The organism is Stutzerimonas tianxiuensis, from assembly GCF_053470365.1.
The window spans coordinates 108622-130976 of the sequence record NZ_JBPVWS010000011.1 but is presented as its reverse complement, the minus strand read 5'-3'; the positions used below and the strand labels follow the sequence as shown (position 1 = coordinate 130976).

16 protein-coding genes and 2 riboswitches are annotated in these 22355 nt (G+C 61.5%); of the genes, 5 read left to right on the top strand and 11 right to left on the bottom strand.

Annotated elements, in window-relative coordinates; genetic code table 11:
• The 11 genes from ACSSNI_RS15200 to ACSSNI_RS15150 form a co-directional block, all read right to left on the bottom strand.
• Window positions 1-1023 carry a fatty acid desaturase family protein gene (locus tag ACSSNI_RS15200; RefSeq protein ID WP_200639615.1) on the bottom strand — a complete coding sequence of 341 codons (1023 nt, stop codon included), beginning with the start codon at window positions 1021-1023 and terminating at the stop codon, window positions 1-3.
• A 42-nt stretch (window positions 1024-1065) separates the two neighbouring features.
• Window positions 1066-2073: an ABC transporter substrate-binding protein gene (locus ACSSNI_RS15195; protein ID WP_200639616.1), complete on the bottom strand. Its 1008-nt coding sequence runs from the start codon at window positions 2071-2073 to the stop codon at window positions 1066-1068.
• A gap of 47 nt (window positions 2074-2120) precedes the next feature.
• A riboswitch (guanidine-I (ykkC/yxkD leader) is annotated at window positions 2121-2223 on the bottom strand.
• Window positions 2224-2597: 374 nt separating this feature from the next.
• Window positions 2598-3569 (bottom strand): aldo/keto reductase, encoded by a 972-nt coding sequence (locus tag ACSSNI_RS15190; RefSeq protein WP_200639617.1) that lies wholly within the window; start codon window positions 3567-3569, stop codon window positions 2598-2600.
• A 203-nt stretch (window positions 3570-3772) separates the two neighbouring features.
• On the bottom strand, window positions 3773-5575 hold the full coding sequence (atzF, locus tag ACSSNI_RS15185; protein WP_200639618.1) for an allophanate hydrolase: 1803 nt from the start codon (window positions 5573-5575) through the stop codon (window positions 3773-3775).
• A gap of 132 nt (window positions 5576-5707) precedes the next feature.
• Complete coding sequence (gene uca / locus ACSSNI_RS15180; RefSeq protein WP_448259582.1) at window positions 5708-9316, bottom strand: urea carboxylase; 3609 nt, start codon at window positions 9314-9316, stop codon at window positions 5708-5710.
• 233 nt (window positions 9317-9549) lie between these two features.
• Window positions 9550-10185 (bottom strand): urea amidolyase associated protein UAAP2, encoded by a 636-nt coding sequence (locus ACSSNI_RS15175; RefSeq protein WP_159967812.1) that lies wholly within the window; start codon window positions 10183-10185, stop codon window positions 9550-9552.
• Window positions 10186-10197: 12 nt separating this feature from the next.
• Window positions 10198-10926 (bottom strand): urea amidolyase associated protein UAAP1, encoded by a 729-nt coding sequence (locus ACSSNI_RS15170; RefSeq protein WP_200639620.1) that lies wholly within the window; start codon window positions 10924-10926, stop codon window positions 10198-10200.
• Window position 10927: 1 nt separating this feature from the next.
• Window positions 10928-11764, bottom strand: a complete 837-nt coding sequence (locus ACSSNI_RS15165; protein ID WP_200639621.1) for an ABC transporter ATP-binding protein — start codon at window positions 11762-11764, stop codon at window positions 10928-10930.
• The gene (locus ACSSNI_RS15160) at window positions 11761-12576 is read right to left on the bottom strand and encodes an ABC transporter permease (RefSeq protein WP_159967809.1); all 816 of its coding nucleotides are present in this window, start codon (window positions 12574-12576) and stop codon (window positions 11761-11763) included. The genes ACSSNI_RS15165 and ACSSNI_RS15160 overlap by 4 nt, the downstream gene beginning before the upstream one ends.
• 122 nt (window positions 12577-12698) lie before the next feature.
• A riboswitch (guanidine-I (ykkC/yxkD leader) is annotated at window positions 12699-12797 on the bottom strand.
• 669 nt (window positions 12798-13466) lie between these two features.
• Window positions 13467-13739: an HU family DNA-binding protein gene (locus ACSSNI_RS15155; RefSeq protein WP_019339665.1), complete on the bottom strand. Its 273-nt coding sequence runs from the start codon at window positions 13737-13739 to the stop codon at window positions 13467-13469.
• Window positions 13740-14040: 301 nt separating this feature from the next.
• Entirely contained in the window at window positions 14041-14469 is a 429-nt protein-coding gene (locus ACSSNI_RS15150) for a DUF2141 domain-containing protein (protein ID WP_200639622.1), read from the bottom strand.
• Window positions 14470-14682: 213 nt separating this feature from the next.
• Between ACSSNI_RS15150 and ACSSNI_RS15145 the strand changes: the two genes are divergently transcribed.
• The 5 genes from ACSSNI_RS15145 (at window position 14683) to ACSSNI_RS15125 (ending at window position 22351) form a co-directional block, all read left to right on the top strand.
• A complete protein-coding gene (locus ACSSNI_RS15145; RefSeq protein ID WP_200639623.1) occupies window positions 14683-15159 on the top strand; it encodes a GreA/GreB family elongation factor in 477 nt (158 codons plus the stop codon).
• Window positions 15160-15580: 421 nt separating this feature from the next.
• Window positions 15581-16753: an isochorismate synthase gene (locus ACSSNI_RS15140; RefSeq protein WP_200639624.1), complete on the top strand. Its 1173-nt coding sequence runs from the start codon at window positions 15581-15583 to the stop codon at window positions 16751-16753.
• A complete protein-coding gene (locus ACSSNI_RS15135; RefSeq protein ID WP_200639625.1) occupies window positions 16750-18375 on the top strand; it encodes a (2,3-dihydroxybenzoyl)adenylate synthase in 1626 nt (541 codons plus the stop codon). Before ACSSNI_RS15140 ends, ACSSNI_RS15135 begins: the two co-directional genes overlap by 4 nt.
• 11 nt (window positions 18376-18386) lie before the next feature.
• Entirely contained in the window at window positions 18387-19259 is an 873-nt protein-coding gene (locus ACSSNI_RS15130; protein ID WP_200639626.1) for an isochorismatase family protein, read from the top strand.
• Entirely contained in the window at window positions 19256-22351 is a 3096-nt protein-coding gene (locus ACSSNI_RS15125) for a non-ribosomal peptide synthetase (RefSeq protein ID WP_200639627.1), read from the top strand. Before ACSSNI_RS15130 ends, ACSSNI_RS15125 begins: the two co-directional genes overlap by 4 nt.
• Window positions 22352-22355 lie beyond the last annotated feature (4 nt).

Below are 22355 nucleotides of genomic sequence, written 5' to 3'. Positions count from 1 at the left end.
TCACACCGCCGTGAGGAAAGACACGCCAACTGCACCGTAGAAACCTTCTGCTTTTCGCGGGCCTTCACTGACTGCGCCGTAGTCGTCATCCAGTACACGACGCAGGCGATAGCGGTGGAAGCTGCCAAGCAGGTCGCGCATCGGAATGACCTGGTTGTAGGCGCTGCCATACAGCTCGGCGTGCAGCGCGGGGAGGCGATACCAGGGCGCGACGGGTTTCTCGTGGTGGGCGTTGTGGTAGGGAAAGTTGAGCAGCAGCAGGTTGAGCGACGGCCAACGGGCGGACACCACGTTGCTGTAGGTATTGAGCTGTTCGTAGGCGCGGTCGCGTGGCTTGTCTTCCGGTACCTGGCCGTCTTCCAGCACGGCGAAGGCATCGTAGGTGTGCTGGTAGGCGTCGGCAAAGCGCAGCACGGTGACCATCAGCAGCCATGCCACGGCATACAGCGCTAGGGCTTTGAGCGATAACCAACCGAGCAGGGCGAACAGCAGTGCCCGGATCAGCATGACGCGGGCGACTTTGCCGCGGCGGGCACGGTGCTTCTCGTTGGTGGTCACGAAGGGCAGCACGATTACGTAGAGGTGCATGATCAGCTCGACCGCTGGCACGTAGGCCCACTCCAGCGCGATCACCAGCTTCTGGAACCACACTGGGCGTGCCTTGAGAAAGGCCTTGCTGTCGAAGGTGATCACATCGGCACGGTCGACGTGGTGACGCATGTGCTTTTTGCGCAGGTCCTGGAAATCGGCGTAGCAGCTGCCGGCCAGCCAGCTGCAGGCGTTGCCGGCCCACTGGTTGTGCTTGGGCACGCTGAAAATGGTGCCGTGGGCGAACTCATGGATCAGGTAGGCAGCGATGATCATCGCGTGAGCGAGCAACAGTGTGCCCATGGCATTGAGCCAGGCATTGGCCGGGAAAAGCAGTGCCAGCCCGGCGAGGTAGCCGAGCAGGGTGTAGGTCATGGCCAGGCTGTTCGGCACGTGGCCGTCGGCATATCGGTAGAGCGGTTTGCGAGTTTGCATATCGGTCTCCAACCGGGCGAGCGGTGGCTCGCCCGGCATGCACTACTTGGCGAGCGTCTCGATGAACTGGGCGTCGTAGGTGTTGCTGAAGTCCGGCATGGCCGGGATCTGTCCGTTGTCGACCAGCAACTTGGCGATGATCGCGCCGCTGCCATGGAAGGAATGGGTGTCGTCACCGGGAGCAAAGCTCTTGCCCATTTCAGCGAGCGGAATGTTGTAAGCGCCGGACATCTGTTCAGTGGCTTCCTCGGCGCTGACGCCCAGCACTTCACCGATGATCTCTGCCGACTCTTCAGGGTGCGCCTGCATATAGGCGAGGCCGTCGAGGTAGCCCTGGATCATCGCCTTGATGGCTTCCGGCTTCTTGGCGATTACCGCCTCGTCGAACACCAGCACGTCTGTGATCAGGCCGGGCGCGTCCTTGGAGGAATACACCACCTTGAACTTATCGCCGCTGCCCATGGAGAGGATCTGCGAAACGTTGGGTTCGTAGGTCACGCCGACTGGCAGATTGCCAGAGGCCATGGCGCCGGGAATGCCTTCGGGCGTCATGTTGACTGGATCGATGTCCTTCTCGGTCATGCCGTTCTGCTGCAGCGCATAGGCGAGCAGAAAGTCGGAAGGTGACAGCGGGTTGTAACCCACCTTCTTGCCTTTGAAATCGGCCACAGAGTTGATTGAAGCGTCGGCGACGATGGCGTCACCACCGTTGGAAAAGTCGATGGGCATCACCACGCGGTGCTTGAGGCCCTTGGCGACGGAGGCCACCACCTGGTCATAGGTGAGCATGCCGCCGTCCAGAGCGCGGCTGAGCATGGCGGTGGGGATCAGCGCCGGGTCGTTGAAGAACTGCAGTTCGACATCCAGGCCGTGGGGCTTGAACAGGTCTTTCTTGTCGGCGACGTAGAAGGGGCCATAACCGGCCCATACCACAGTGCCGATTTTCATCGTTTCCGCGGCTTGAGCTGCCAGCGGAGCAAATACCGTCGCGGCCGCCAGCGTGGCGCCAAGCAAGGTGTGGTGCAGCGAACGCAGCAGTGGTCCAGTCATGATGAAACTCCTACACAGTGGAAGAACCGGCACGGGATGACATCGCGTCCTCCCGGGCTTTTATCCCGCCGTGTAGTCCCAATCCGTGGGACCGGAGAACTCTCGGACCAGCGCTCATCTGCATGAGCCGGAACCCTAGTTCGCCTGTTGTGTTGCTCCTGTGTGCCGAGCGTCATGAGCGTGGTGGCGACTCATCCCGTTCTATCTGGGATGAGCAGGTTGCGTGCCATCTTTATCTGGTTGATTTTTGCTGAACGGATTCAATGAGTTGGCCGGTATATCTCGACCGACTGTCACGCTATGGCCGTAACCGGGCTGCGCTCAAATGGTGAGTTGTGCGCTGCAATGGTGCCCCGTTGGTCGTGACAGGGGAGGAGCGCGACGGACGTCATCAGGGGGAGGACGAGGCATCAACTGGGAGCGACGGATGCCTCGTGGCGTTCTGCGGCGGTGTGCGGGGCTCAAGCAATTGCTCTGGCATTACGTCCTGCGTCATGCCACCCGTTGAATACTGGCGGTCGGCGCTACGCCGGCACCGGCACATCCTCAGGCAGCAGTTGCTTGTCCTTCAGTGCCCGCCAGAACGCGGCCGGTATCTCGGCTTCGAACTGCCGCACATACTGCGCCGGACGCTTCGGGTTGCTGGTGCCGGGGATGGCTGACAGCACCGCGGGATGGGCCAGGCAGAACTGCAACGCTGCGGCACGAATATCGACGCCGAACTCACCGCACACGGCCTCGATCGCCTGGGTCTTCTTGCGGATCGCCTCGGGTGCGTCGGCATAGTCGTAGTGCTCGCCGCCGGCCAGCACACCGGAGTTGAAGGGGCCACCGACGACGATCCCAACGCCACGCTCCACGCACTGTGGGAACAAGGTCTCCAGCGCTTCGCGGTGATCCAGAAGCGAGTAGCGCCCGGCTAGCAGGAAGACGTCAGGGTCGGACTGCTCGAGCGCCATACGGCAGGGCTCGGCCAGATTCACGCCAAGGCCCCAGCCGCGAATCAGGCCTTCCTCGCGCATTTGCGTCAGGGCTTTCGCCGCGCCCTGCATGGCCTGCTGGAAGTACTCGGTCCACTGCGGCCCCCATTGGTCTTCAGACACGTCATGAATGAAGGCGACATCGATTCGGTCGACACCCATGCGCTCAAGACTGTCTTCGATGGAGCGGCGCGCGCCATCGGCGGAGTAGTCCACGACGCGCTTGTTGGGCAACTCATCAACGAAAGGCTTGGCGTTTTCCGGTGCCGCTGCGGGCTGCAGCAGGCGGCCCACCTTGGTGCTCAGCACAAATTCGTCGCGCGGCTTGTGGCTCAGCAGGCGGCCGAAGCGCTGTTCGGCAAGGCCCGCGCCGTAATGCGGCGAGGTGTCGTAATAGCGGATGCCCGCTTCCCAGGCGGCCTTGAGCGTCGCGTCGGCGGTGGCTTCGTCGAGTGGCTGGAACATGTTGCCCAGCGGTGCGCCGCCAAAGCCGAGAGGTGGAAGGGTGATGCGCATGGAGCCTCCTCTGATGCAGATTGAGCCGAATGTTCGGCGTCGCTTTGCATCGGAGGACGTTCAGTAAGGGATGTTCCGGCGGGGACGAAAAGGAGTGGCGATATCAATCCCGCCCAACACCGAGCCACGTCGCAGCCAGGCCGAGCGGCAGCAGATGCGAGTGGCGGTGTTCGTAGGGCCAGATCATCCGGCCCGGATGGCTGTTAGCGCCGACTCTTCATATAGGCCCGCCAGCCACCGAATTCGGTGATGTCAACGGCGCCCTCCAGACCATAGGGCTCGCAGATGAAGCCGGTTTCCCAGCGGCCGTCGGCCAGCTGCACCTTGCCCAGCCCCAACGGTGCGGGGATGCCGGTGAGAAAAGAGCCCAGTTCGCTGCTGGGAATTTCCCAGACTTCCACTTCGATGGCGACTCCGTCATCGTCAACACGGACCATGCCAGGGCGGAACGGTGGGCCGCCAGCCAGCGCGTAGAGCTTGTAGTTCGCTGAGCTGTAGGTGGCTTCCAGCAGCCGACCATTGCGCTGCTTGAGCTGCCAGTTCAGCGGCAGACCGTCCAGATGCGCGCCGCAGACGACCACGCGGGCCCGGTCATTGCGCGCCGGATGTGTCGGCGCGGGTTTGGTGATGGTATGGCCGCCGACCAGGGGGATTACGGTGCCTCGCTGCAGTGCGTCGGCCAGGCTCAGCAGGTACTGGTCGGTGAACACGCGACCGAACAGGGTAACGCCCCACGGCAGGCCGTTCTGCATTGTGCCGGCGGGCACCGCAACGGCGGCATAGTCGAGCATGTTCATGAAGTTGGTGTAATAGCCCAGATCCGAGTTGCGCTTGACCGGTTCGGCGTGCAGCTCGTCCAGGGTGACCGGTCGCGGGTAGGCAGGCGTGAGGATGCAGTCGACCCCAGCCATGATGCGGTCGCAGATGGCCTTGAGCTGCTGCAGCCGATATTGCGCGCGAAACAGCTGAACTGCGGTGGTGCCGGGCGCCTTTTCCAGGACAGCCTTGATCACCGGCAGCACGGCGTCCGGCTGTTGCTCGATCAGCTCGCCGGCGACGCTGTAACGTTCTGCGACCCAGGGCCCCTCATACAGCAAGCGCGCTGCTTCAAGGAACGGCTCGAAATCGATCTCGACTGGCTCGCCACCAAGCGCCTGTAGATGCTCGATGTTGGCAGCGAATAGCGCCGGGCTCTCCGGGCAACCGAGAAACTCCAGCCCGCTTGGCACGCCGAAGCGGAAGGTAGCGATCTTGCCGAAGGCCGAACCGTCGTTCCATGCCGGGTTGGCGCGGCTGTATTCGTCACGCGGATCGAGCCTGGCGGTCAGGGCAAGAAGCTGGCTGGCTTCGGCTGCGGTCGCGGTAAAAAAGGTGACGCAATCCAGCGTGCGGCACGCCGGCACAACGCCTGCGGTGGAGATCAGTCCCTTGCTGGCCTTGAGGCCGACCAGGTTGTTCAGCGCCGCCGGCACCCGACCGGAACCGGCGGTGTCGGTGCCCAGCGCAAAGCTGCAGATGCCCAGCGCGACGGCCAGGGACGAGCCGGCACTGGAGCCGCCCGACGGGTAGGCCGGGTGCACGCTGTTACGGCATTCACCATAGGGCGAGCGGGTACCGTTGAGGCCGGTGGCGAACTGGTCGAGGTTGGTCTTGCCCAGCGGGATCGCGCCAAGGGCAATCAGCTGCTCGACGACGGTGGCGCTGGTTTCAGGCGTGTAGGCAAAGGCCGGGCAGGCGGCCGTGGTGGGAATGCCGGCCAGGTCAATATTGTCCTTGATGGCAAAGGGGATGCCGTACAGCGGCAGCTCGTCCGGGGATTTGCTGTCCAGGGCGGCGAGGTAGGGCTCCAGTTCATCCTCTGTTAGCAGATGAATGAAGAGGTTGAATTCGGCTTGCAGGGCGGTGGCTTGCTCGTGCACTGCAGCGATAAGGTTGCGCGGTGACAGCTGGGCGCTGGAGTAAGCCGTGCGCAGTGTGTCGAGGCGTAGATCGAAGTCGATGGTCACGTTGTAGTCCTCGTAGGGTGGAAAACGGCAAAGCCTTTTCCACCGCAATGTTCGTTGCCGACCCGTTGGGCCGGTTGGTGGATCGGTGAAGCGTGATCCACCCTACGGTTGGCTTGCGTTGGTTGTGGGGCTTTACGCTTCCTCAATCACTACCACGCGCTGTCCGGCTCGCACTGGCGAGCCGGGTTGCACACGGACTTCCTTGATCACGCCGGAAACCGGTGCGGTAATTGGGATTTCCATCTTCATGCTTTCCAGGATCACCAGCACGTCGCCGGGTTCCACCCGTGTGCCCTCAGCCACCGAGACTTGCCAGAGGTTGCCGGCAATGTGGCTTTCGATACCGTGCTCGCCGGCGCCGAGCGGAGCGTCTTCACCGAGTTCAGCGGCGACTTCCTCGCTCTCGAAGTGCGCCTGGCCTGAGGCGATCCAGCGTTGGCGTTCGGCGTCGAACGCGGCGCGCTGCTGGCTGCGAAAGGCGTCAATGCCTTCGGCTTCCTTCGCCAGAAAGTCCTGATAGTCGGACAGGCGCAGCTCACTCTCTTCGATCTTCAGCGGGTAGCGGCCCAGGGGAAAATCGCGGCGGATCTTCAAGAGTTCTTCGGCAGAAACCGGATAGAAGCGGATCTGGTCGAAGAAACGCAGTAGCCAGGGCTTGCCGCCGAAGGCCTCCACCGCACGGTAGCGGTTCCACATCTGCAGGGTACGGCCGACGAACTGGTAGCCACCCGGGCCTTCCATGCCGTAGACGCACATGTAGGCGCCACCGATGCCCACGGAGTTTTCCGCAGTCCAGGTGCGTGCCGGGTTGTACTTGGTGGTGACCAGCCGATGCCTTGGGTCGAGCGGCGTCGCGACCGGGGCGCCGAGGTAGACATCACCGAGGCCCATCACCAGATAGCTGGCTTCGAACACCGTGCGATGCACTTCGTCGAGGTTTGGCAAATCGTTGATGCGGCGAATGAATTCCAGGTTGCTCGGGCACCAGGGCGCATCCTTGCGTACGGTGGTCATGTATTTTTCGATGGCCAACTGACAGGCCGGGTCGTGCCAGGACAACGGCAGGTAAACGGTTCGCGAGGGGACTTTCAGGTCGCGGGCGGCGCACACCGCGTCCCATTCGCCCTCGACGATGTCGAGCAACGTCCGCAACGGCAGGGTTTCTGGCTGGTAATGGACCTGCAAGGAGCGAATGCCGGGGGTGAGGTCGATTACGCCGTCGAGGTTCTTCGCCTCCAGCGCCTGCATCAGCGCATGGCCACGAAAGCGCAGAACAAGATCCAGTTCAGGCGCGCCGATTTCCAGCAACAGGTGGGTGTCGCCGGAGAGGCGGGCGACCAGCCGGGTATCGTCCTCACCTAGATCGAGGACGATGGGCGAGGTGAGCGCTTGCGCACTTGTAGGAACGACGGTGCCGCTCTGACTGCCACGAAGCGCACATTCGTCGCTCAGCGCCTTCGCCAGCTGCCGCGCGGTGGTCACCTCCACTGGTACGAAACGCACCTTGTCGCCAGCCTTGAGCTGACCCATCTGCCAGAGGTCGGCCTCGATGATGGTCACCGGGCAGACGAAGCCGCCGAGGCTCGGGCCGTCCGGACCGAGGATTACCGGCATGTCGCCAGTGAAGTCCACCGCGCCGATGGCGTAGGGGTTGTCGTGGATGTTCGAAGGGTGCAGGCCGGCCTCGCCACCACTGTCGCGTACCCACTCGGGTTTCGGGCCGATCAAGCGCACGCCGGTCCGGCTTGAGTTGAAATGCACTTCCCAGTTGGTGGCGAAGAATTTGTCGATATAGCCTTCGGTGAAATATTCCGGTGCACCATGCGGGCCGTAGATCACGCGAATCTGGCGCACTGCGGGCAAGGCTGAGCACAATTCCAGCGGCAGGCTTGCGCCAACGCTGTCGTCAGCCAGTTCGGGAAGGTGCAGCACATCACCGGCCCGCAAGGCCCGTCCAGCATGGCCGCCGAACTGGCCAAGGGTGAAGGTGCTCTTGCTGCCCAGATAATCGGGCACCTGCAGCCCGCCGCGTACGCTTAGGTAACTGCGCGCACCCGCACCGGCGATGGTGCCGAGCGCAAGCGTGCTGCCAGCCTTGACCAGAATCGCGGTGCACATCGGTTGCTCGATGTCGTCGAGTTTCACTGGAATGTCAGCGCCGGTTACTGCGACTACCGCATCGGTATTGAAGCGCAGGATCGGCCCGCTCATGGTGACTTCCAGGCCTGCGGCATAGGCCGGATTGCCCAGCAGCGCGTTGCCCAGGCGCAGCGCACGGCTGTCCATCGGACCGGACGGTGGCACGCCGACAGCCCAGTAGCCGAGCCGTCCGGGGAAGTCCTGCACGGTGGTCTGGGTGCCAGCTGTGAGCACCTCGAAAGTGGCGGCTTGGTAAGTCAGGCCTTCCAGGCAGCGGGTCCAGGGATTGCCTTCGGCAAAGGGCGCATAGGCGAGGATCTGACGCAGGTAGTCGCGGTTGGTCTCGACGCCATAGAGCAGGGTGTCGGCCAACGCCTGATCGAGCGCAGCGTGGGCCGCTTCACGGGTCGGCGCATAAGTGATGAGCTTGGCGATCATCGGGTCGAAGTAGGGCGGAATCTCGCAGCCAGCCTCGACCCAGGTGTCGATGCGCAGACTTTTGCGATCTGACTCGGGGAAATTCACTGCGGTCAGCAGGCCCGGACTCGGTTGGAAGTCGCGGCCCGGGTCTTCGGCGTAGAGGCGTGCCTGGACGGCGTGGCCGCTGGGATTCAAGTCCTTCGCCAGTGCCGACAATGGTGCCAGATCGCCTGCGGCCAGCTCGATCATCCAGCGCACCAGGTCTACGCCCCAGACTTGCTCGGTCACGCCGTGTTCGACCTGCAGGCGGGTGTTCACTTCGAGAAAGTAGAAGCGCTCGGCCTCAGCGTCGTAGACAAACTCGACGGTTCCAGCGCTGCGGTAGTTCACCGCCTTGGCCAGCTTGATGGCGGCTTCGCACAGAGCCTCGGCCATGCCGGTCGGCAGGTTCGGTGCCGGTGTTTCTTCCAGCACCTTCTGGTTGCGGCGTTGCACCGAGCAGTCGCGAACGCCCAGCGCGATCACCTCGCCCTGGCCATCACCAAATACCTGCACTTCCAGATGGCGGGCGCGCTGAATGTATTTTTCGATGAACACACCCGAATCGCTGAAGTTGTTCTGCCCCAGGCGTTTAACTGCGTCGAAGGCATCTGACAGCTCCTCGGCCGAGCGGCATACGCGCATGCCAATGCCGCCGCCGCCAGCCGTGCTCTTGAGCATGACCGGATAACCGACCTGTTGGCCGGCTTCCAGCGCGGCTTCGAGGCTCTCCAGCAGTTCGGTGCCTTCCAGCATCGGCACGCCGTGCTGCTTGGCCAGCGCTCGGGCGGTGTGCTTGAGCCCAAACACCCGAAGCTGCTCGGGCGTCGGTCCGACAAAGGCGATGCCGGCCGCCTCGCAGGCCTCGGCAAAGGCGGCATTCTCGGAAAGAAAACCGTAGCCCGGATGAATCGCCGTCGCACCGGCGGCCTGCGCGATACCGAGGATCTTGTCGACCACCAGATAGGTGTTCGTTGCAGCGCCTTCACCGAGGCTATGGGCTTCATCAGCCTGCTGGATGTGCAAGCTGGCGGCATCCGCTTCTGAATAGACGGCCACGCCTTTTACGTCCAGGGCACGCAGCGTGTGCAGAATGCGGCAGGCGATGGCGCCGCGGTTGGCGATCAGGAGTTTGTCGAACATCTTCATTCCCTCAGGGGGAGGCGGGCCGTCCCGCTTTCTTTCGTCGTCGCCCCCGGCCGTCCAGGGACTGAATTCGTTTTAAGGGTGGTTTCAGCGAAGCGGCGGGCCGCTGTCTGGGGCTGTGCGAGTGGTTTTCGCAGGTGCTGAGTCGGGCGCATCCGGGACATGCGTTGCAGGCCGCTGGCCGGCGCGCGCCTGCATCAGGGGCAGCACATAACGCTGCAGCAGCGGCATCAGTCCCATACCAGTACCTCGGCAGGCGTGGGATTCCAGCCGTTGCACGGGTTGTTTAGCTGTGGGCAGTTGGAAATCAGCACGATCACGTCCTGCTGGGCTTTCAGCTCAACGTATTTGCCTGGGGCGGAGATACCGTCCTCGAAGGTCAGGCTGCCATCGGGCGTGACCGGAACGTTCATGAAGAAGTTGATGTTGGCGCCGACATCGCGTTTCTCCAGGCGACCGTCATGCAGGCTGGCGCGCAGGAAATTGTCGCGGCAGCTGTGCATGTAGCGCTTGTCCAGCGCGTAGCGCACCACGTTGCTCTCCTGAGCACAGGCGCCACCGAGGGTGTCGTGGCGACCGCAGGTGTCGGCAACGATGGTTAGCAGCGGGTTGCCGAGGTTGGAGTAGAGCACCGTGCCGGTGGTGAGGTAGACCTTGTTCTGCTTGCGCAGGGTGCGCTGGGGGTCATAGCGCTCACGCGGGTTCGTGGCACTGAAGAACAGTGTATCGACCGCCTGATTGCCCTCAAGGTCGAGCAGGCGCAGGGTCTGGCCGGCCTTCACTTCGAACAGATAAGGCTCGCCCGCCGGGATCATATGGCGAAAGGTGGCGGCCTCGGGGTGCAAGTTGCTTTCGTGGATGGTCATGTTGGCGCCCCCTCAGATGTAGAGTCGTTCGGTGTTGTGGAAGCCGCGGGCATTCTCCGGGCGCGATGTGCGGCAAAGGACGCTGATACCGTCGCTGTCGACACGGTGCCAGCTGAGCTGCACGGGTTTTGGCGCGTACTCGGGATTCGGGTCCATTGGGTGCTGCAAGCTGGTGAGCACTACCAGCGCGTCCATTGGCGCGTACAGCTCGAGATAGTCGCCGGCTTTGCTGTTGCCGGACTCGAAGCCGAAGCTGCCATTGGCGTCGACGGTGACCTTGCTGAACAGGTTGAGGGTCATCAACAGATCCTGCAGGTTCAGGTTCCACTTGCCCATTTCCACCAGCAGGTTGTCTGTGCCGTTGCGGAAGAAGCCGTTACGCAGCTCCTGATAGCGACCCTGGCCGTATTTCTCGGCGACTTCGTCTGCGTTCAGTACGCCACCGAAACTGTCATGCCAGCCGCAGATGTCAGCCGTGATGCAGGCCAAGACCCGGCCCATGTCCGAATAGAGGCAGTGGCCGGCGGTGAGTTTGGCGGTGTGCTGACACTTCAGGGTGTCCGGCAGGTTGAGGCGCTCGCTTTTTTCATGCGTGTTAAACATCAGCAGGCTGACGTTGGCGCCGCCTTCGAGATCGGTCAGGCGCAGCAACTGACCGCGCTTGAGGATGAAAGAAGTGTGGCCGCCGCCAGGAACGAGTTCCTCGTACAGCGTGGGGCGAATGGCGAGTGAAGCACTCATGTCAGGCTCCTTGATTGTCGGTGTGCAGATGGCCCAGGTGCGTCGGCAGGTCGCCAGCAGAGGCGCGCGCAACGTGGCGATCGGTGTTCAGCGGGATGTCGTAGGTGACGCGTGCGCCATAGGCGCCGGGGGCGTGAGGATCAAGGCGGGTCTTGTCGAACACCAGAATGCGCGTGCCGAGGGTGAAGCCCTCGGACAGGTCGTGGGTGACCATGAACACGGTCAGTCGGGTTTCACGCCAGAGTTCCAGCAGCAGCTCGTGCATGTCCTTGCGAATACCGGGATCAAGCGCGCCAAACGGCTCGTCCAGCAACAGCACGCGGGGCTTCATCACCAGTGCCTGGGCGATGGCTAGGCGTTGCTGCATGCCGCCGGAGAGCTGCGCTGGGTACTTGTCCAGCGAGTGCCCAAGGCCCACTTTGCGCAGGATCACTTCGGCCTGCTCGCGTGCTTCGCGCTTACTGCGGCCGAACAGCCTGCCCAGTAGCGGGGCTCTGGGCAGCTCCAGGCCGAGGGCGACGTTGTCCAGCACCGACAGATGCGGAAACACCGAATAACGCTGAAATACGACGCCGCGGCTGACGTCCGGCTCACCGGCAATGGGCGCATCGTCGAGCAGGATTTCGCCCCGGCTGGGTCGTTCCTGGCCGAGCAACAGGCGTAGAAAAGTGGATTTACCGCAGCCGGAGGCGCCGACCAGGGTGCAGAACTCACCTTCATTGACGCTCAGATTCAGGCGTTCAAGTACCACCTGATCGCCATATTCCTGCCAGACGTTATTGACTCGTATGAATGGTTTGGCGGGTTGTTCGCCTACCGTGCGGATGACATCGCTCATGCCTTGGCTCCTTCGTACCAGGGGAAGGCCAGCTGGGTGAGCTTGCGCAGACCGAAATCCATGCTCCAGGCGAGCAGGGTGATCCAGGCCACATACGGCAGGATCACGTCCATTGCCAGATAACGGCGAACCAGAAAGATGCGGTAACCCAGACCGTCAGTGGATGCGATGGCCTCGGCGGCGATCAGGAACAGCCAGGCCGAACCCAGCACCAGGCGCAGCGCGATCAACAGGCGTGGCAGCAGTTGCGGCAGTACCACGCGCAGGATCAGCGTCCAGGTGTTGGCACCCAGCGTCTGTGCCTTTATCAGCAACTCCGGCGGCAACTCCCGAGCGCGCTGCTCCAGATCGCGCGCCAGAACCGGGGTGACGCCAATAACGATGAGCATGACTTTGGACAGCTCGCCGAGGCCAAAGACGATGAACAGAATCGGCAGGATTGCCAGCGGCGGAACCATCGACAGCACCGTCAGCAACGGCGACAGGGGTGCGCTGAACAGCGGCAGCGTTCCAGCCGCAACACCGAGGCACAAGCCGGCAACCGCTGCAATGCCGAGGCCGACACCCAGGCGTTTGAGACTGGACGCGGTGTCCTGCCAGAACAGGTAGTCGCCGCTGCGTTTGTCCGGGGTGAACGCGAGGCGTTCCACTGCACTGGACATCTGCGTGAAGCTGGGCAGGAGCTTGTCGTTGGGGTTGGTTTCAAGCCGTTGTGCAGAGCTGGTCAGGTAGGTGAACAGCAGGATGGCAAAGGGCAGGATTACCAGCAGCGTCCAGCCGGTGCGGCCGGGAACGCGATTGATCAGACGCATGGGGAGTACCCCCTTTTGATTGGGGGGGCTTGCCGCGGGCCGGTCGTCTTGTCGAATCCGAGCGGTGGCATATAAGGGCCTCCAGTGAGTGGGCATAGCAAAGGAGCTGCGTGTCGAACGCCGTCTCCCGGGCTTTTATCCCGCCGTGTAACCTCACTGGAGGTCGCCAACTCTCGGACCAGCCACTCGCAACGCGAGCCGGAACCCTAGTCGGCTATTTCTAAATTTGTCTCGTCCCTGGGCCGCAGCTTCCTGGCATAAGTGGTTTTGCAAGAGCGGTGCCAAGCGCAGAGCCGCCTGGTTTGGGCCATTGCCACGCTGGCGGGCAGCTCTGGCGCGCCTTGATGGTGCAATGCGCGCGTCGCGTGCTTCCTTTCGAAGCATCAATTTGGAATAGGCGGCAGCTCAGGTGGGGCCGGGCGAAGTCGGACTTCGCCAGCAGCCATGTCCGTCGTTCTGACGTATCCCAAGAAATGCGCGCTTCACTGCGCCGTCAGGCACGCCGAGCCCGCTCAGTTATGGCGCTAATCTGCGTCGCCACGTTGTGGCCGCACCAGGATATAGCCGGTCCCAGATCATGTTTTCGTACGCGAAGCGAACGCTGAGCGTTTAATCGGGATCGGGTGCGCATAGGCGTAAGCGTTAACCGGCAGCCGGAACGTTTTGCCGAGCCGATCAGTGTCGCTTGATAGTGGTTTGGGTATTTGGAGTACAGGAGGGGGGGCGAATCTGCCGACTTATTCGGTTTCTACAGATGCGGAGTTCATAAGGCGCGGTCCTGGACCGGAGCGACGCGTTGGAATCAGGTGGGGATAGAGCAGGGTGGGAGGGTCCGAGCAGGCGCTGCGTCCGCGAGGACGTCAGCGGCCCGGTTTCCTGGATGCAGTGACTTAGTTCACTGCGTCCTTCAGCGACTTGCCTGGCTTGAAGCCTGGCAGCTTTGCTGCGGAGATCTTGATCGTTGCACCTGTCTGCGGATTACGGCCGTCACGGGCTGCGCGCTCTTTGACAGCAAAGGTGCCGAAGCCGACGAGCGTCACGCTGTCGCCGTTCTGCAGGGTGTTGGTCACGCTTTCGGTGAAGGCATCCAGCACACGAGTGGCAGTGCTCTTCGGTACATCGGCGGAGGCGGCGATCGCTTCAATCAACTCGGCTTTATTCACGGGTGTGGCTCCAGATTGGAATGGGTGGTCAGTATAAGCAGCGTCTTGCCCTGTCGCCTGCGGCAAATTTCCTCTTTTTCAAAAATATCCCGTGCGGGGCGACAAATCACTTGGTTGCCTGATCCAGACGCTTCTGTCTGGACATCGAAATTTTGGCTCCGGTTCATTGCCCTCCCGACCATTGGTAGCTTGCTGTCTGCTGGATGCGCCATAAGCACCCCCTCACGCAGCATGGAACACATGGTTCGAGATCTGAAGGCAGTAACCGTCTATTCACAGGCTGATTGGCTCGTCTTCAACTTCAATAATGGACGTCGATGCCGATCTCCAGAGGCTTGTCGCCTGGCACATCGAACCGGCTATCCTCGAACGCCGGCGGGCCCATCACCTTGGGGTTGTTGGACAAGCCATAGCCTTCGGTGGGAAACATGCCAAACCTGAGGTCCAGTTCGCCGTTAGCGTTTTCGTCGTGGTAGGCCATCACGGCGTAATCACCGGCAGGAACGTCTTCGAACAGCACAGTGACAGTTCCGGCCTTGGCCGGCGACTCGCTGGAGGCGAATGCCTGGTCCGCTTTACGGAATGTCTTCGGGTCGGAGAACAAAGCCACGCGAACAGTGCCGCGATCGTGCTCGAGGTTGTTGAGTTTGACTGTCAACGGCTGGCCATCGGCGAAAGCCGGTTGACCTATCACCATTGCTACCAAGGTTAGCGCTTCGCGCAGTGTCATCGGATTCGCTCCTGGTCGACGTGTCTATCGAATGAATCGAGGGCGGGCGTATGAAACTGCCCAAAATGTCTGGCGATAGTGCCGTGCTTCTAACGGATCGGCCAGCCAAACGGCTGACCAGTCAGTCTCGCCTTGTAGCGAATGACGCCGCCGTGGCTCCACGAACGCAGCAATGCGATGCTAGGCGCCAGACGCCCTATCGACCGAGCCCGCATGAACAAGACCCATCTTCAGACGCTGATAATCGACAAGCTGCAGGCCGATCTGGCTGTTGCAAAGGATGCACTGAAGGCCTCACACGAGGCGGCGACGCACGCCGAAAGCAAAGCGGAGAACAAGTACGACACCCGAGGATTGGAAGCCGCCTACCTGGCCGATGGGCAACGGAAGCGCGTTCACGAAATAGAGACAGCGATCTCAAGCTACCAAAACCTGCCCGTACGATCGCATCGCAATGAAGCCATCACCCTGGGCGCGTTGGTTTCGCTGGAGTCCGCTGACAGTTGCCGTTGGGTGTTCCTGGGGCCAGATGCCGCTGGGCTGAGTGTGACGGTTGAAGGCGAAGAAGTACTGGTGATTTCCCCGCGTTCGCCGCTGGGCAGGGCGCTGCTGGGCTGCGAGGAAGGTGATGAAGCCGAGATCAAGGTCGAGGGTCAGTCCCTTCGATACAGTCTGATAAGCGTCAGTTGAGTCAGCATCCAGCGCGCACGGAGCGGAAGGGCTCCGAAACGCTATAAATCTGTTTATTATCATTTGAATCAGTTAGATAGGCGTTTTAATTAATGTCGATTATCGGTTTTTGTCTCGCCTTACCTGCTGAGCATGCGAGCCGCATAAATATCAGATAAACGATATTAAAAATACTCTATAACTTACTGATTTGAAACGTTAAAGATAATAATAACTCCCTGCCTATCTTCTAGCTGAAGCCCTCGCTCTCAACCGTTCTGTCGAACCATTCAAACAATTTGCACGGGTGGCGCAGCGGCGGTTCCGCTAGCTAAATGCCACCCTTCAGCTCGCCTAGAAACAATTTGACGCATTCAGTCTAGCTGACTATCGTGCCGCATGCAGATGATAAGCAATCTCATTAGTATTTGCGGAGGTGATGGTGAACGCACTGACTCGCGTCGCCTACGACGGGCCTCGGGAAGGTTACAAATTCCCCCCGTCGTATCGATTCTATTCGCCGGCTGGGGGCATCGAAGCCAGCGGTTGTTTCAAAGTGATAGACACGCCGGCGGAGGGTGCCGGGCCGTGCTTGGAGCGAGATGTCCAGCGTGGGTTCGCCGAAGCCCAGGCGGCCGGGCTGAGTAACCCGGTACTGGTCGGCGTGATCCCCTTCGATAAACAGCAACCTTCAAGCTTGTTCATTCCGCGACACATTAGCCATCTCCCTCCTACGGCACCGCCCACATCAATCTGCGGGTTTGGCTGTGGCAATGCCCGTCAGTGCATCGAGCAGCCCAACCAGGCCGGTTTTCAGCAGGCCGTTACCCGAGCGCTCGCGGCGCTTCGTAACGGGCGTCTCGACAAAGCGGTGCTGTCCCGTCTGTTGCAGCTTGAGTTCGACGAACCGCCCTGCGCGGCAACGATCTTTCAGGGGTTGCGTCAGCAAAATCCCGAGGCGTATCACTTCTTCGCGGATCTGCCTGACGGTGGCGTACTGATCGGCGCCAGTCCAGAGCTGCTACTGCGCAAAACCGGCCAACGTCTGGAAACCAACCCTTTGGCAGGCTCGGCCCGGCGTCATGCCGAACCGGCGGACGACGAATACGCGGCGCAGTGTCTTCTTGATTCTGCAAAAGACCAGCACGAACACCGCTTGGTGATCCGCGATATGGAGCGCCAGTTACGGCCTATATGCCGGGAACTGCATATTCCCGACGCACCATCCCTCATGAGCACTGCGAAGCTATGGCACCTGTCCACGCGAATCGAAGGTGAGCTTGCCGAGCCCGTGTCAGCCCTCAAGCTGGCGTGTCAGCTGCACCCGACCCCAGCGCTCTGTGGCTTTCCTACGGCAGCAGCCAAACAGCTGATCGCAGAACTCGAACCCTTTGATCGGGGAGTGTTCGGCGGCATCGTCGGCTGGTGCGATGCGGCAGGTAATGGTGAATGGGCTGTGGTTATTCGCTGTGGCGTCATCGATGAGCGAAAAGTTCGGCTGTTTGCCGGGGCTGGGCTGGTATCGGAATCCTGCCCCGAGTCTGAATGGCGTGAGACCGGCACCAAGCTTGGCACCATGCTCGCGGCGTTCGGTCTTGACCGGGAGGCGGTATGAGCCTGGTTCCGTTTACACGCTGGCCTGAGGAATTCGCAGAGCGCTATCGCCTGTCCGGCTACTGGCGTGGCGAACCGCTGAGCCAGATGCTCGTCGAGCAGGCCAGCACCCACCCGGACACCGTTGCGGTGATCGACGGCAGCAGCTCGCTGAGCTATGCCGACCTGGACCGGGCTTCAACTAACCTGGCGCAGCGGCTGGCGAACCGCGGCCTGGGGCAGGGTGACTGCGCGCTGGTCCAGTTGGGTAATCAGGCCGAGCTGTATGTTGTGTTCTTCGCCCTGATCAAGGCTGGAATCGCCCCGGTAAACGCGCTGTTCAGTCACAACCGGCTGGAACTGGTGGCCTATGCCGAGCAAATCCGCCCGCGGCTGCTGATTGCCAGCAGGGCTCATTCACTGTTCGCAGGTGACACGTTTGTCGAGGAGCTAACGGAGCTTATTCCTGGCCTGGATACCGTCTTGCTGCATGACGACCCCCATCCAGAGCTATGTCTGCAGAGCTGGTTCGAACCGGCCAAGGAATTGCGGTCGTTCCGACCGACACCGGCCGGCGAAGTGGCGTTCTTTCAGCTATCCGGTGGCAGCACCGGCACGCCAAAACTGATTCCCCGCACCCATGACGATTATCTCTACAGCGTTCGGCGCAGCATCGAGATCTGTCAGTTCGACCGCGACACCCGTTATCTCTGTGCACTACCTGCTGCGCACAACTTTCCGCTGAGCTCACCCGGCGCGCTGGGCGTGTTTCTCGCTGGCGGCCGTGTTGTGCTGAGTCCGGATCCCGGTCCGGCCAGTTGTTTTCCCTTGATCGCTCAGCAGCAGGTCAACGTTACCGCGCTAGTGCCGTCGGCCTTGGCCATGTGGCTGCAGGCCGCACGCGGTAGGCACGGTGAGCTCGATTCGCTGCAGTTGATTCAGGTTGGCGGCGCCAAGCTGCCGGAGGCCCAGGCCAGGCGTGTCCCTCAGGTATTGGGATGCAGGCTGCAACAGGTCTTCGGCATGGCTGAAGGATTGGTCAACTACACCCGACTGGATGATAGCGATGAGCACATCTACTTGACCCAGGGCCATCCGATGAGTCCGGCTGATGAGGTCAGGGTCGTAGACCGTGAGGGGCATCCCGTTGCAGGCGGCGATGTCGGGGCGCTGATGACGCGCGGGCCGTACACGATTCGCGGTTACTTCCAAAGTCCTGAGCACAACGCCGTCGCATTCGATGCCGAAGGGTTCTATCGCTCCGGTGACCTCGTCCGTCAGCAGGATGACGGCTACATCGTCGTCGTCGGCCGGATCAAGGATCAGATCAATCGTGGTGGCGAAAAGATCGCCGCCGAAGAAGTGGAAAACCTATTGATGGCGCATCCCGCCGTAACGCAGGCGGCGCTGGTTTCGGTGCCTGATGAGGCCATGGGCGAGAAGAGCTGCGCCTACATCGTCACCCACGACGCAACGCTCAAGGGAGTAGTGCTGCGCAAGTTTCTGCGTGGGCTCGGCCTTGCTGAATACAAGCTTCCCGACCGATTCGAGCACATCGACACGCTCCCGATGACCGCAGTCGGCAAGGTGGACAAGAACCGCCTGCGCCGCCGCGTGGCTGAACAACTGACCGTTACCGAATAAGGATTCGTTTCATGGCAATTCCCACTCTGACGCCATACCGCCTGCCCAGCGAATGGAGCGTGAACAAAGTGCAGTGGTCGCTCGAACCGAATCGCGCGGTTCTGCTGATTCACGACATGCAAGCGTACTTCTGTGATTTCTGGGGCCAGGACAGCGCCTTCATCGACCAACTGGTTTCCCGTCTGGCACAGGTTCGCCAGCGCTGCAAAGCACTGGGGATTCCAGTGGTCTACACCGCCCAGCCGGGCGAGCAAGCCGATGCGGACCGGGCACTGCTGAACGATATGTGGGGGCCGGGCATCACCCAATATCCCGAGCGTCAGACGGTCGTCTCTGGCCTGGCTCCCGCGGAGGGTGACACGGTCTTAGTGAAATGGCGCTACAGCGCCTTCCAGCGTTCACCGCTGGAACACATGATGAACGAGCTAGGCCGCGACCAACTGATCATCGGCGGCATCTACGGCCATATCGGCTGCCTGATGACCGCATGTGATGCCTTCATGCGAGATATCCAACCCTTCGTGCTGGCGGACGGTATCGCTGATTTCGGGGCGGCCGAACACGAGATGGCCCTGAACTACGTGGCGACGCGATGCGGCAAGGTAGTGACTTGCCGCGAAGTGCTCGAACTGGGCTCGGTAAACCGGGCATTACCGAGCAGGGAAGGGCTAGAGGCCCGGTTGCTGTCGATACTCGACGAGATGGATGAGCCCTTCGATCCGGACGAAAACCTGCTCGACTATGGTCTGGATTCGATCCAGATCATGACGCTGCTAAGCGAATGGCGCGAGCAGGGCCTTGAGCTGAGCTTCACCGATCTGGCCAAGACCCCGACGTTGAACGGCTGGTGGGCCCTGATCAGCGAACACGGAGGTGCCCGATGAGAGCGCTCGGGACTGCCCAGCAAGGGCTCTGGTTCGGCTACCTGCTCAACGAAGACCGCGCCATGTTCAATACCGCTGAATGCATAGCGTTCGCCGGCAAGATTCACGCAGTGACGCTGATTGCAGCGGTGCAACAGGCGGTGCGGGAGTGCGAGGCGCTATCCGGGGTATTCGTGGCGGATGAGGACGCGGCATTTTTCAATCCCTGCGAACTGCCAGTTGTTGTGCAACAGGTCCAGGTTCCGGTGACAGAGGATCCGGAAGACTGGGTCCGTGATTGGGCCATGCGCGACATTCGCGTACCGATCGATCTCGAACGCGAACTACCGTGCCGGTTCGTGTTGCTACAGGCAGGAAGTCGCGACTTTCTCTACAGCTGTGTGCATCACATTGCCTTGGATGGTTACGGCACCAACCTGCTTTACCAGCGAATCGCTGAGCTCTACGGCGCCGCACTGAACGGTGACCCAGCACCCGCCAATGGGTTTGGCCGATATGAAGATGTGCTCAAGGAAGACGCCGAGCGGGGCGCCCAGGGCCGTACCGCCGCTGCGCGCGGTTACTGGCTCGAGACCTTGTCACGCATGCCGGAGCCGGCCAGCTTCAGCGAACGCAGTGCGCCCATTTCAGCGTCGTTCATTCGTCATGGCGCCCCGTTCACGGAGCCCCTGTGGCGGGCTCTCAACCAGGTTGCCGAAGCTCACGGCGTGGGCTGGCCGGACCTCCTTCTAGCAGGTATATCCGCTCATCTCAGGCAGGTGAGCGGGGCGCGCTCCCAGGTACTGGGGCTGATGGTGATGAATCGCATCGGCTCGGCATCATTCAATGTGCCGTGCATGCAGATGAACATTGCGCCCTTGTGCCTGGATCTGCCGGACGACGCTGATCTCATCGTCAGTGCCAAGACCATCGGCAAGCTACGTCGGAGCAGCCGCAAACATCAGCATTACCGCTACGAATCGCTGCGTCGGGACCTCGGTCGTGTTGGTGGAGAGCAGCGCCTGTTTGGCCCTCTGATCAACATCATGCCGTTCGACCGTCCACTGGCTTACGGCAACTGCCCGGCGCGAACGCTGAACTTGAGTGCCGGGCCGGTGGAGGATCTGACGCTGGAAGTCCAGATCGGCGCCGACGGTATGCCGATACTCGACTACGACGCCAATCCGGCCTGCTACAGCCTCGACCAAGTGCGCGGCCTGCAGGAGGAACTGTTCGATCTGCTCGAATGCTGGCTGGCCGAGCCGCAGCAGCCACGAGCTGTGCTGCTCGAAGAGCTGTTTGCAGTTCGCCGAGCCTGGCAAGTTATTAAGGCTCCGTGCACTGCGTCCTATGTGCAACCGAGCAACGTGTTAGATGCCATACGCCTACAGGCACAGACCCAGCCCGAGGGCATCGCGCTGGTTCAGCATGAGCAGGCGCTGAGTTACGGCGAACTGCAAGCTCGGGCCGAGATGGTCGCTGCCGCGCTTGTCGATGAGGGGATTGAGCCTGGCCAGCGCGTCGGGGTGATGCTGAGCCGGTCGCCACAGGCGATCCTCGCCCAGTTGGGGGTCTTGCTCGCCGGTGCGGTGTATGTGCCGTTGGACCCGGAGCAGCCCGCCGATCGACAAAGGCTAATCTGCGAGACGGCAGACCTGGCTCTGGTCATCACTGAGGCAGCTTATCGGCATCGGTTGGCGGACATACATTCAGGCCCGATCCAACTGATCGGATTGCTGACCTCGGCCAACCGGACGTTCAGCCCGCGCAACAACGATGCGGGCTGTTATTTGATGTTTACCTCCGGTTCGACAGGTGCGCCGAAGGGGGTCGAAGTCAGCCATCGCGCATTGGCGCATTTCGTTCACGCGGCTCGGCAGCGCTACGGCATCGATTCAGCCGACCGTGTCCTGCAATTCGCACCGTTCAACTTCGATGCGAGCATCGAAGAAGTCTTCGTCAGCTTGTCGGCCGGGGCGACATTGGTGCTGCGTACCGACCCAATGTTGCAGTCGATGTCCTCGTTTGTAGAGGGGCTGGAGCAGCTGGCGATCAGCGTAGTCGACCTGCCCACGGCTTTTTGGAATGAGTGGGTTGTGGCGTTGCGCAGTGGTCAAGCGCAGATTCCAGCATCGCTCAAGACGGTAATCATAGGTGGCGAAGCGGTATACCCCGAGCAGCTTCAGGCCTGGCAGCGCGTCGGGCGGCACGATGTTCGTCTGGTCAATACCTATGGCCCGACCGAGACCACGGTTGTAGCGACTAGCTGTGATTTGCAAAGCCTCGAACCCAATCGCGAACGGCTGCCTATCGGTCAACCATTGGCAGGTGTCGAGGCGCTGGTTCTGGAGCGAGGCAATCGCCCCGGATCGGAAGGTGAGCTGGTGTTGTTTGGTCCGCAGCTGGCCAATGGTTACCTCAACAGCGACTCGCCAGCATTTGCCCATATTCGCATTGGCGACGAGACGATGCGGGTCTACCGCACCGGTGATCGCGTGCGGCTGGTAGACGGGCAGTTAGTGTACCTAGGCCGACTGGACAACGAATTCAAGATCAGCGGCTATCGCATCCAGCCGGGGGAGGTCGAAGCCCGGATGCTGGCACTACCGGGTATAGACGAAGCGTGTGTGCTGGGCCTGGAACTCGATGCCGGGGTGCGTCGGTTGGTGGCGTTTTTTGCTGGCCCGCAGGACGACGTTCGAGCAATCAAGCGCGAGCTGAGCGCTGTACTACCCGCAGCAATGGTGCCGACCGATTACCGTCATTTCGACGTCCTGCCCCGCACCGGTAGCAACAAGCTCGACCGTAAGCGCCTTCAGCAGGCCTACGTGCAAGGCACGTCCGAACGCGTATTGAACGACGAGACGCAGCGGCGCGTCAGCGCTATCTGGCAGCAAATCCTCGGGGTGAGCGGCATTCAACCGGACGACAATTTCTTCGAGCTCGGAGGGCAGTCATTGCAGACCATCCAGATCGTCAATCGACTTGGTGCGGAGTTCGGCACTGCAGTGAAGGTCTCCGATGTCTTCGATCACCCGCAGCTGGCGGACTTCTGCAGCTTTTTGGACAGCCGGCTGCAGCAACGGGAAGAACTCGTGGAAATGGTCTGGTGAAAGG

Excerpts from the sequence above, each read along its gene's own strand:
- ACSSNI_RS15200 (WP_200639615.1), bottom strand. The coding sequence starts at position 1,023 with ATGCAAACTCGCAAACCGCTCTACCGATATGCCGACGGCCACGTGCCG.
- ACSSNI_RS15195 (WP_200639616.1), bottom strand. The coding sequence starts at position 2,073 with ATGACTGGACCACTGCTGCGTTCGCTGCACCACACCTTGCTTGGCGCC.
- ACSSNI_RS15190 (WP_200639617.1), bottom strand. The coding sequence starts at position 3,569 with ATGCGCATCACCCTTCCACCTCTCGGCTTTGGCGGCGCACCGCTGGGC.
- uca (WP_448259582.1), bottom strand. The coding sequence starts at position 9,316 with ATGTTCGACAAACTCCTGATCGCCAACCGCGGCGCCATCGCCTGCCGC.
- ACSSNI_RS15175 (WP_159967812.1), bottom strand. The coding sequence starts at position 10,185 with ATGACCATCCACGAAAGCAACTTGCACCCCGAGGCCGCCACCTTTCGC.
- ACSSNI_RS15170 (WP_200639620.1), bottom strand. The coding sequence starts at position 10,926 with ATGAGTGCTTCACTCGCCATTCGCCCCACGCTGTACGAGGAACTCGTT.
- ACSSNI_RS15165 (WP_200639621.1), bottom strand. The coding sequence starts at position 11,764 with ATGAGCGATGTCATCCGCACGGTAGGCGAACAACCCGCCAAACCATTC.
- ACSSNI_RS15160 (WP_159967809.1), bottom strand. The coding sequence starts at position 12,576 with ATGCGTCTGATCAATCGCGTTCCCGGCCGCACCGGCTGGACGCTGCTG.
- ACSSNI_RS15150 (WP_200639622.1), bottom strand. The coding sequence starts at position 14,469 with ATGACACTGCGCGAAGCGCTAACCTTGGTAGCAATGGTGATAGGTCAA.
- ACSSNI_RS15145 (WP_200639623.1), top strand. The coding sequence starts at position 14,683 with ATGAACAAGACCCATCTTCAGACGCTGATAATCGACAAGCTGCAGGCC.
- ACSSNI_RS15135 (WP_200639625.1), top strand. The coding sequence starts at position 16,750 with ATGAGCCTGGTTCCGTTTACACGCTGGCCTGAGGAATTCGCAGAGCGC.
- ACSSNI_RS15130 (WP_200639626.1), top strand. The coding sequence starts at position 18,387 with ATGGCAATTCCCACTCTGACGCCATACCGCCTGCCCAGCGAATGGAGC.
- ACSSNI_RS15125 (WP_200639627.1), top strand. The coding sequence starts at position 19,256 with ATGAGAGCGCTCGGGACTGCCCAGCAAGGGCTCTGGTTCGGCTACCTG.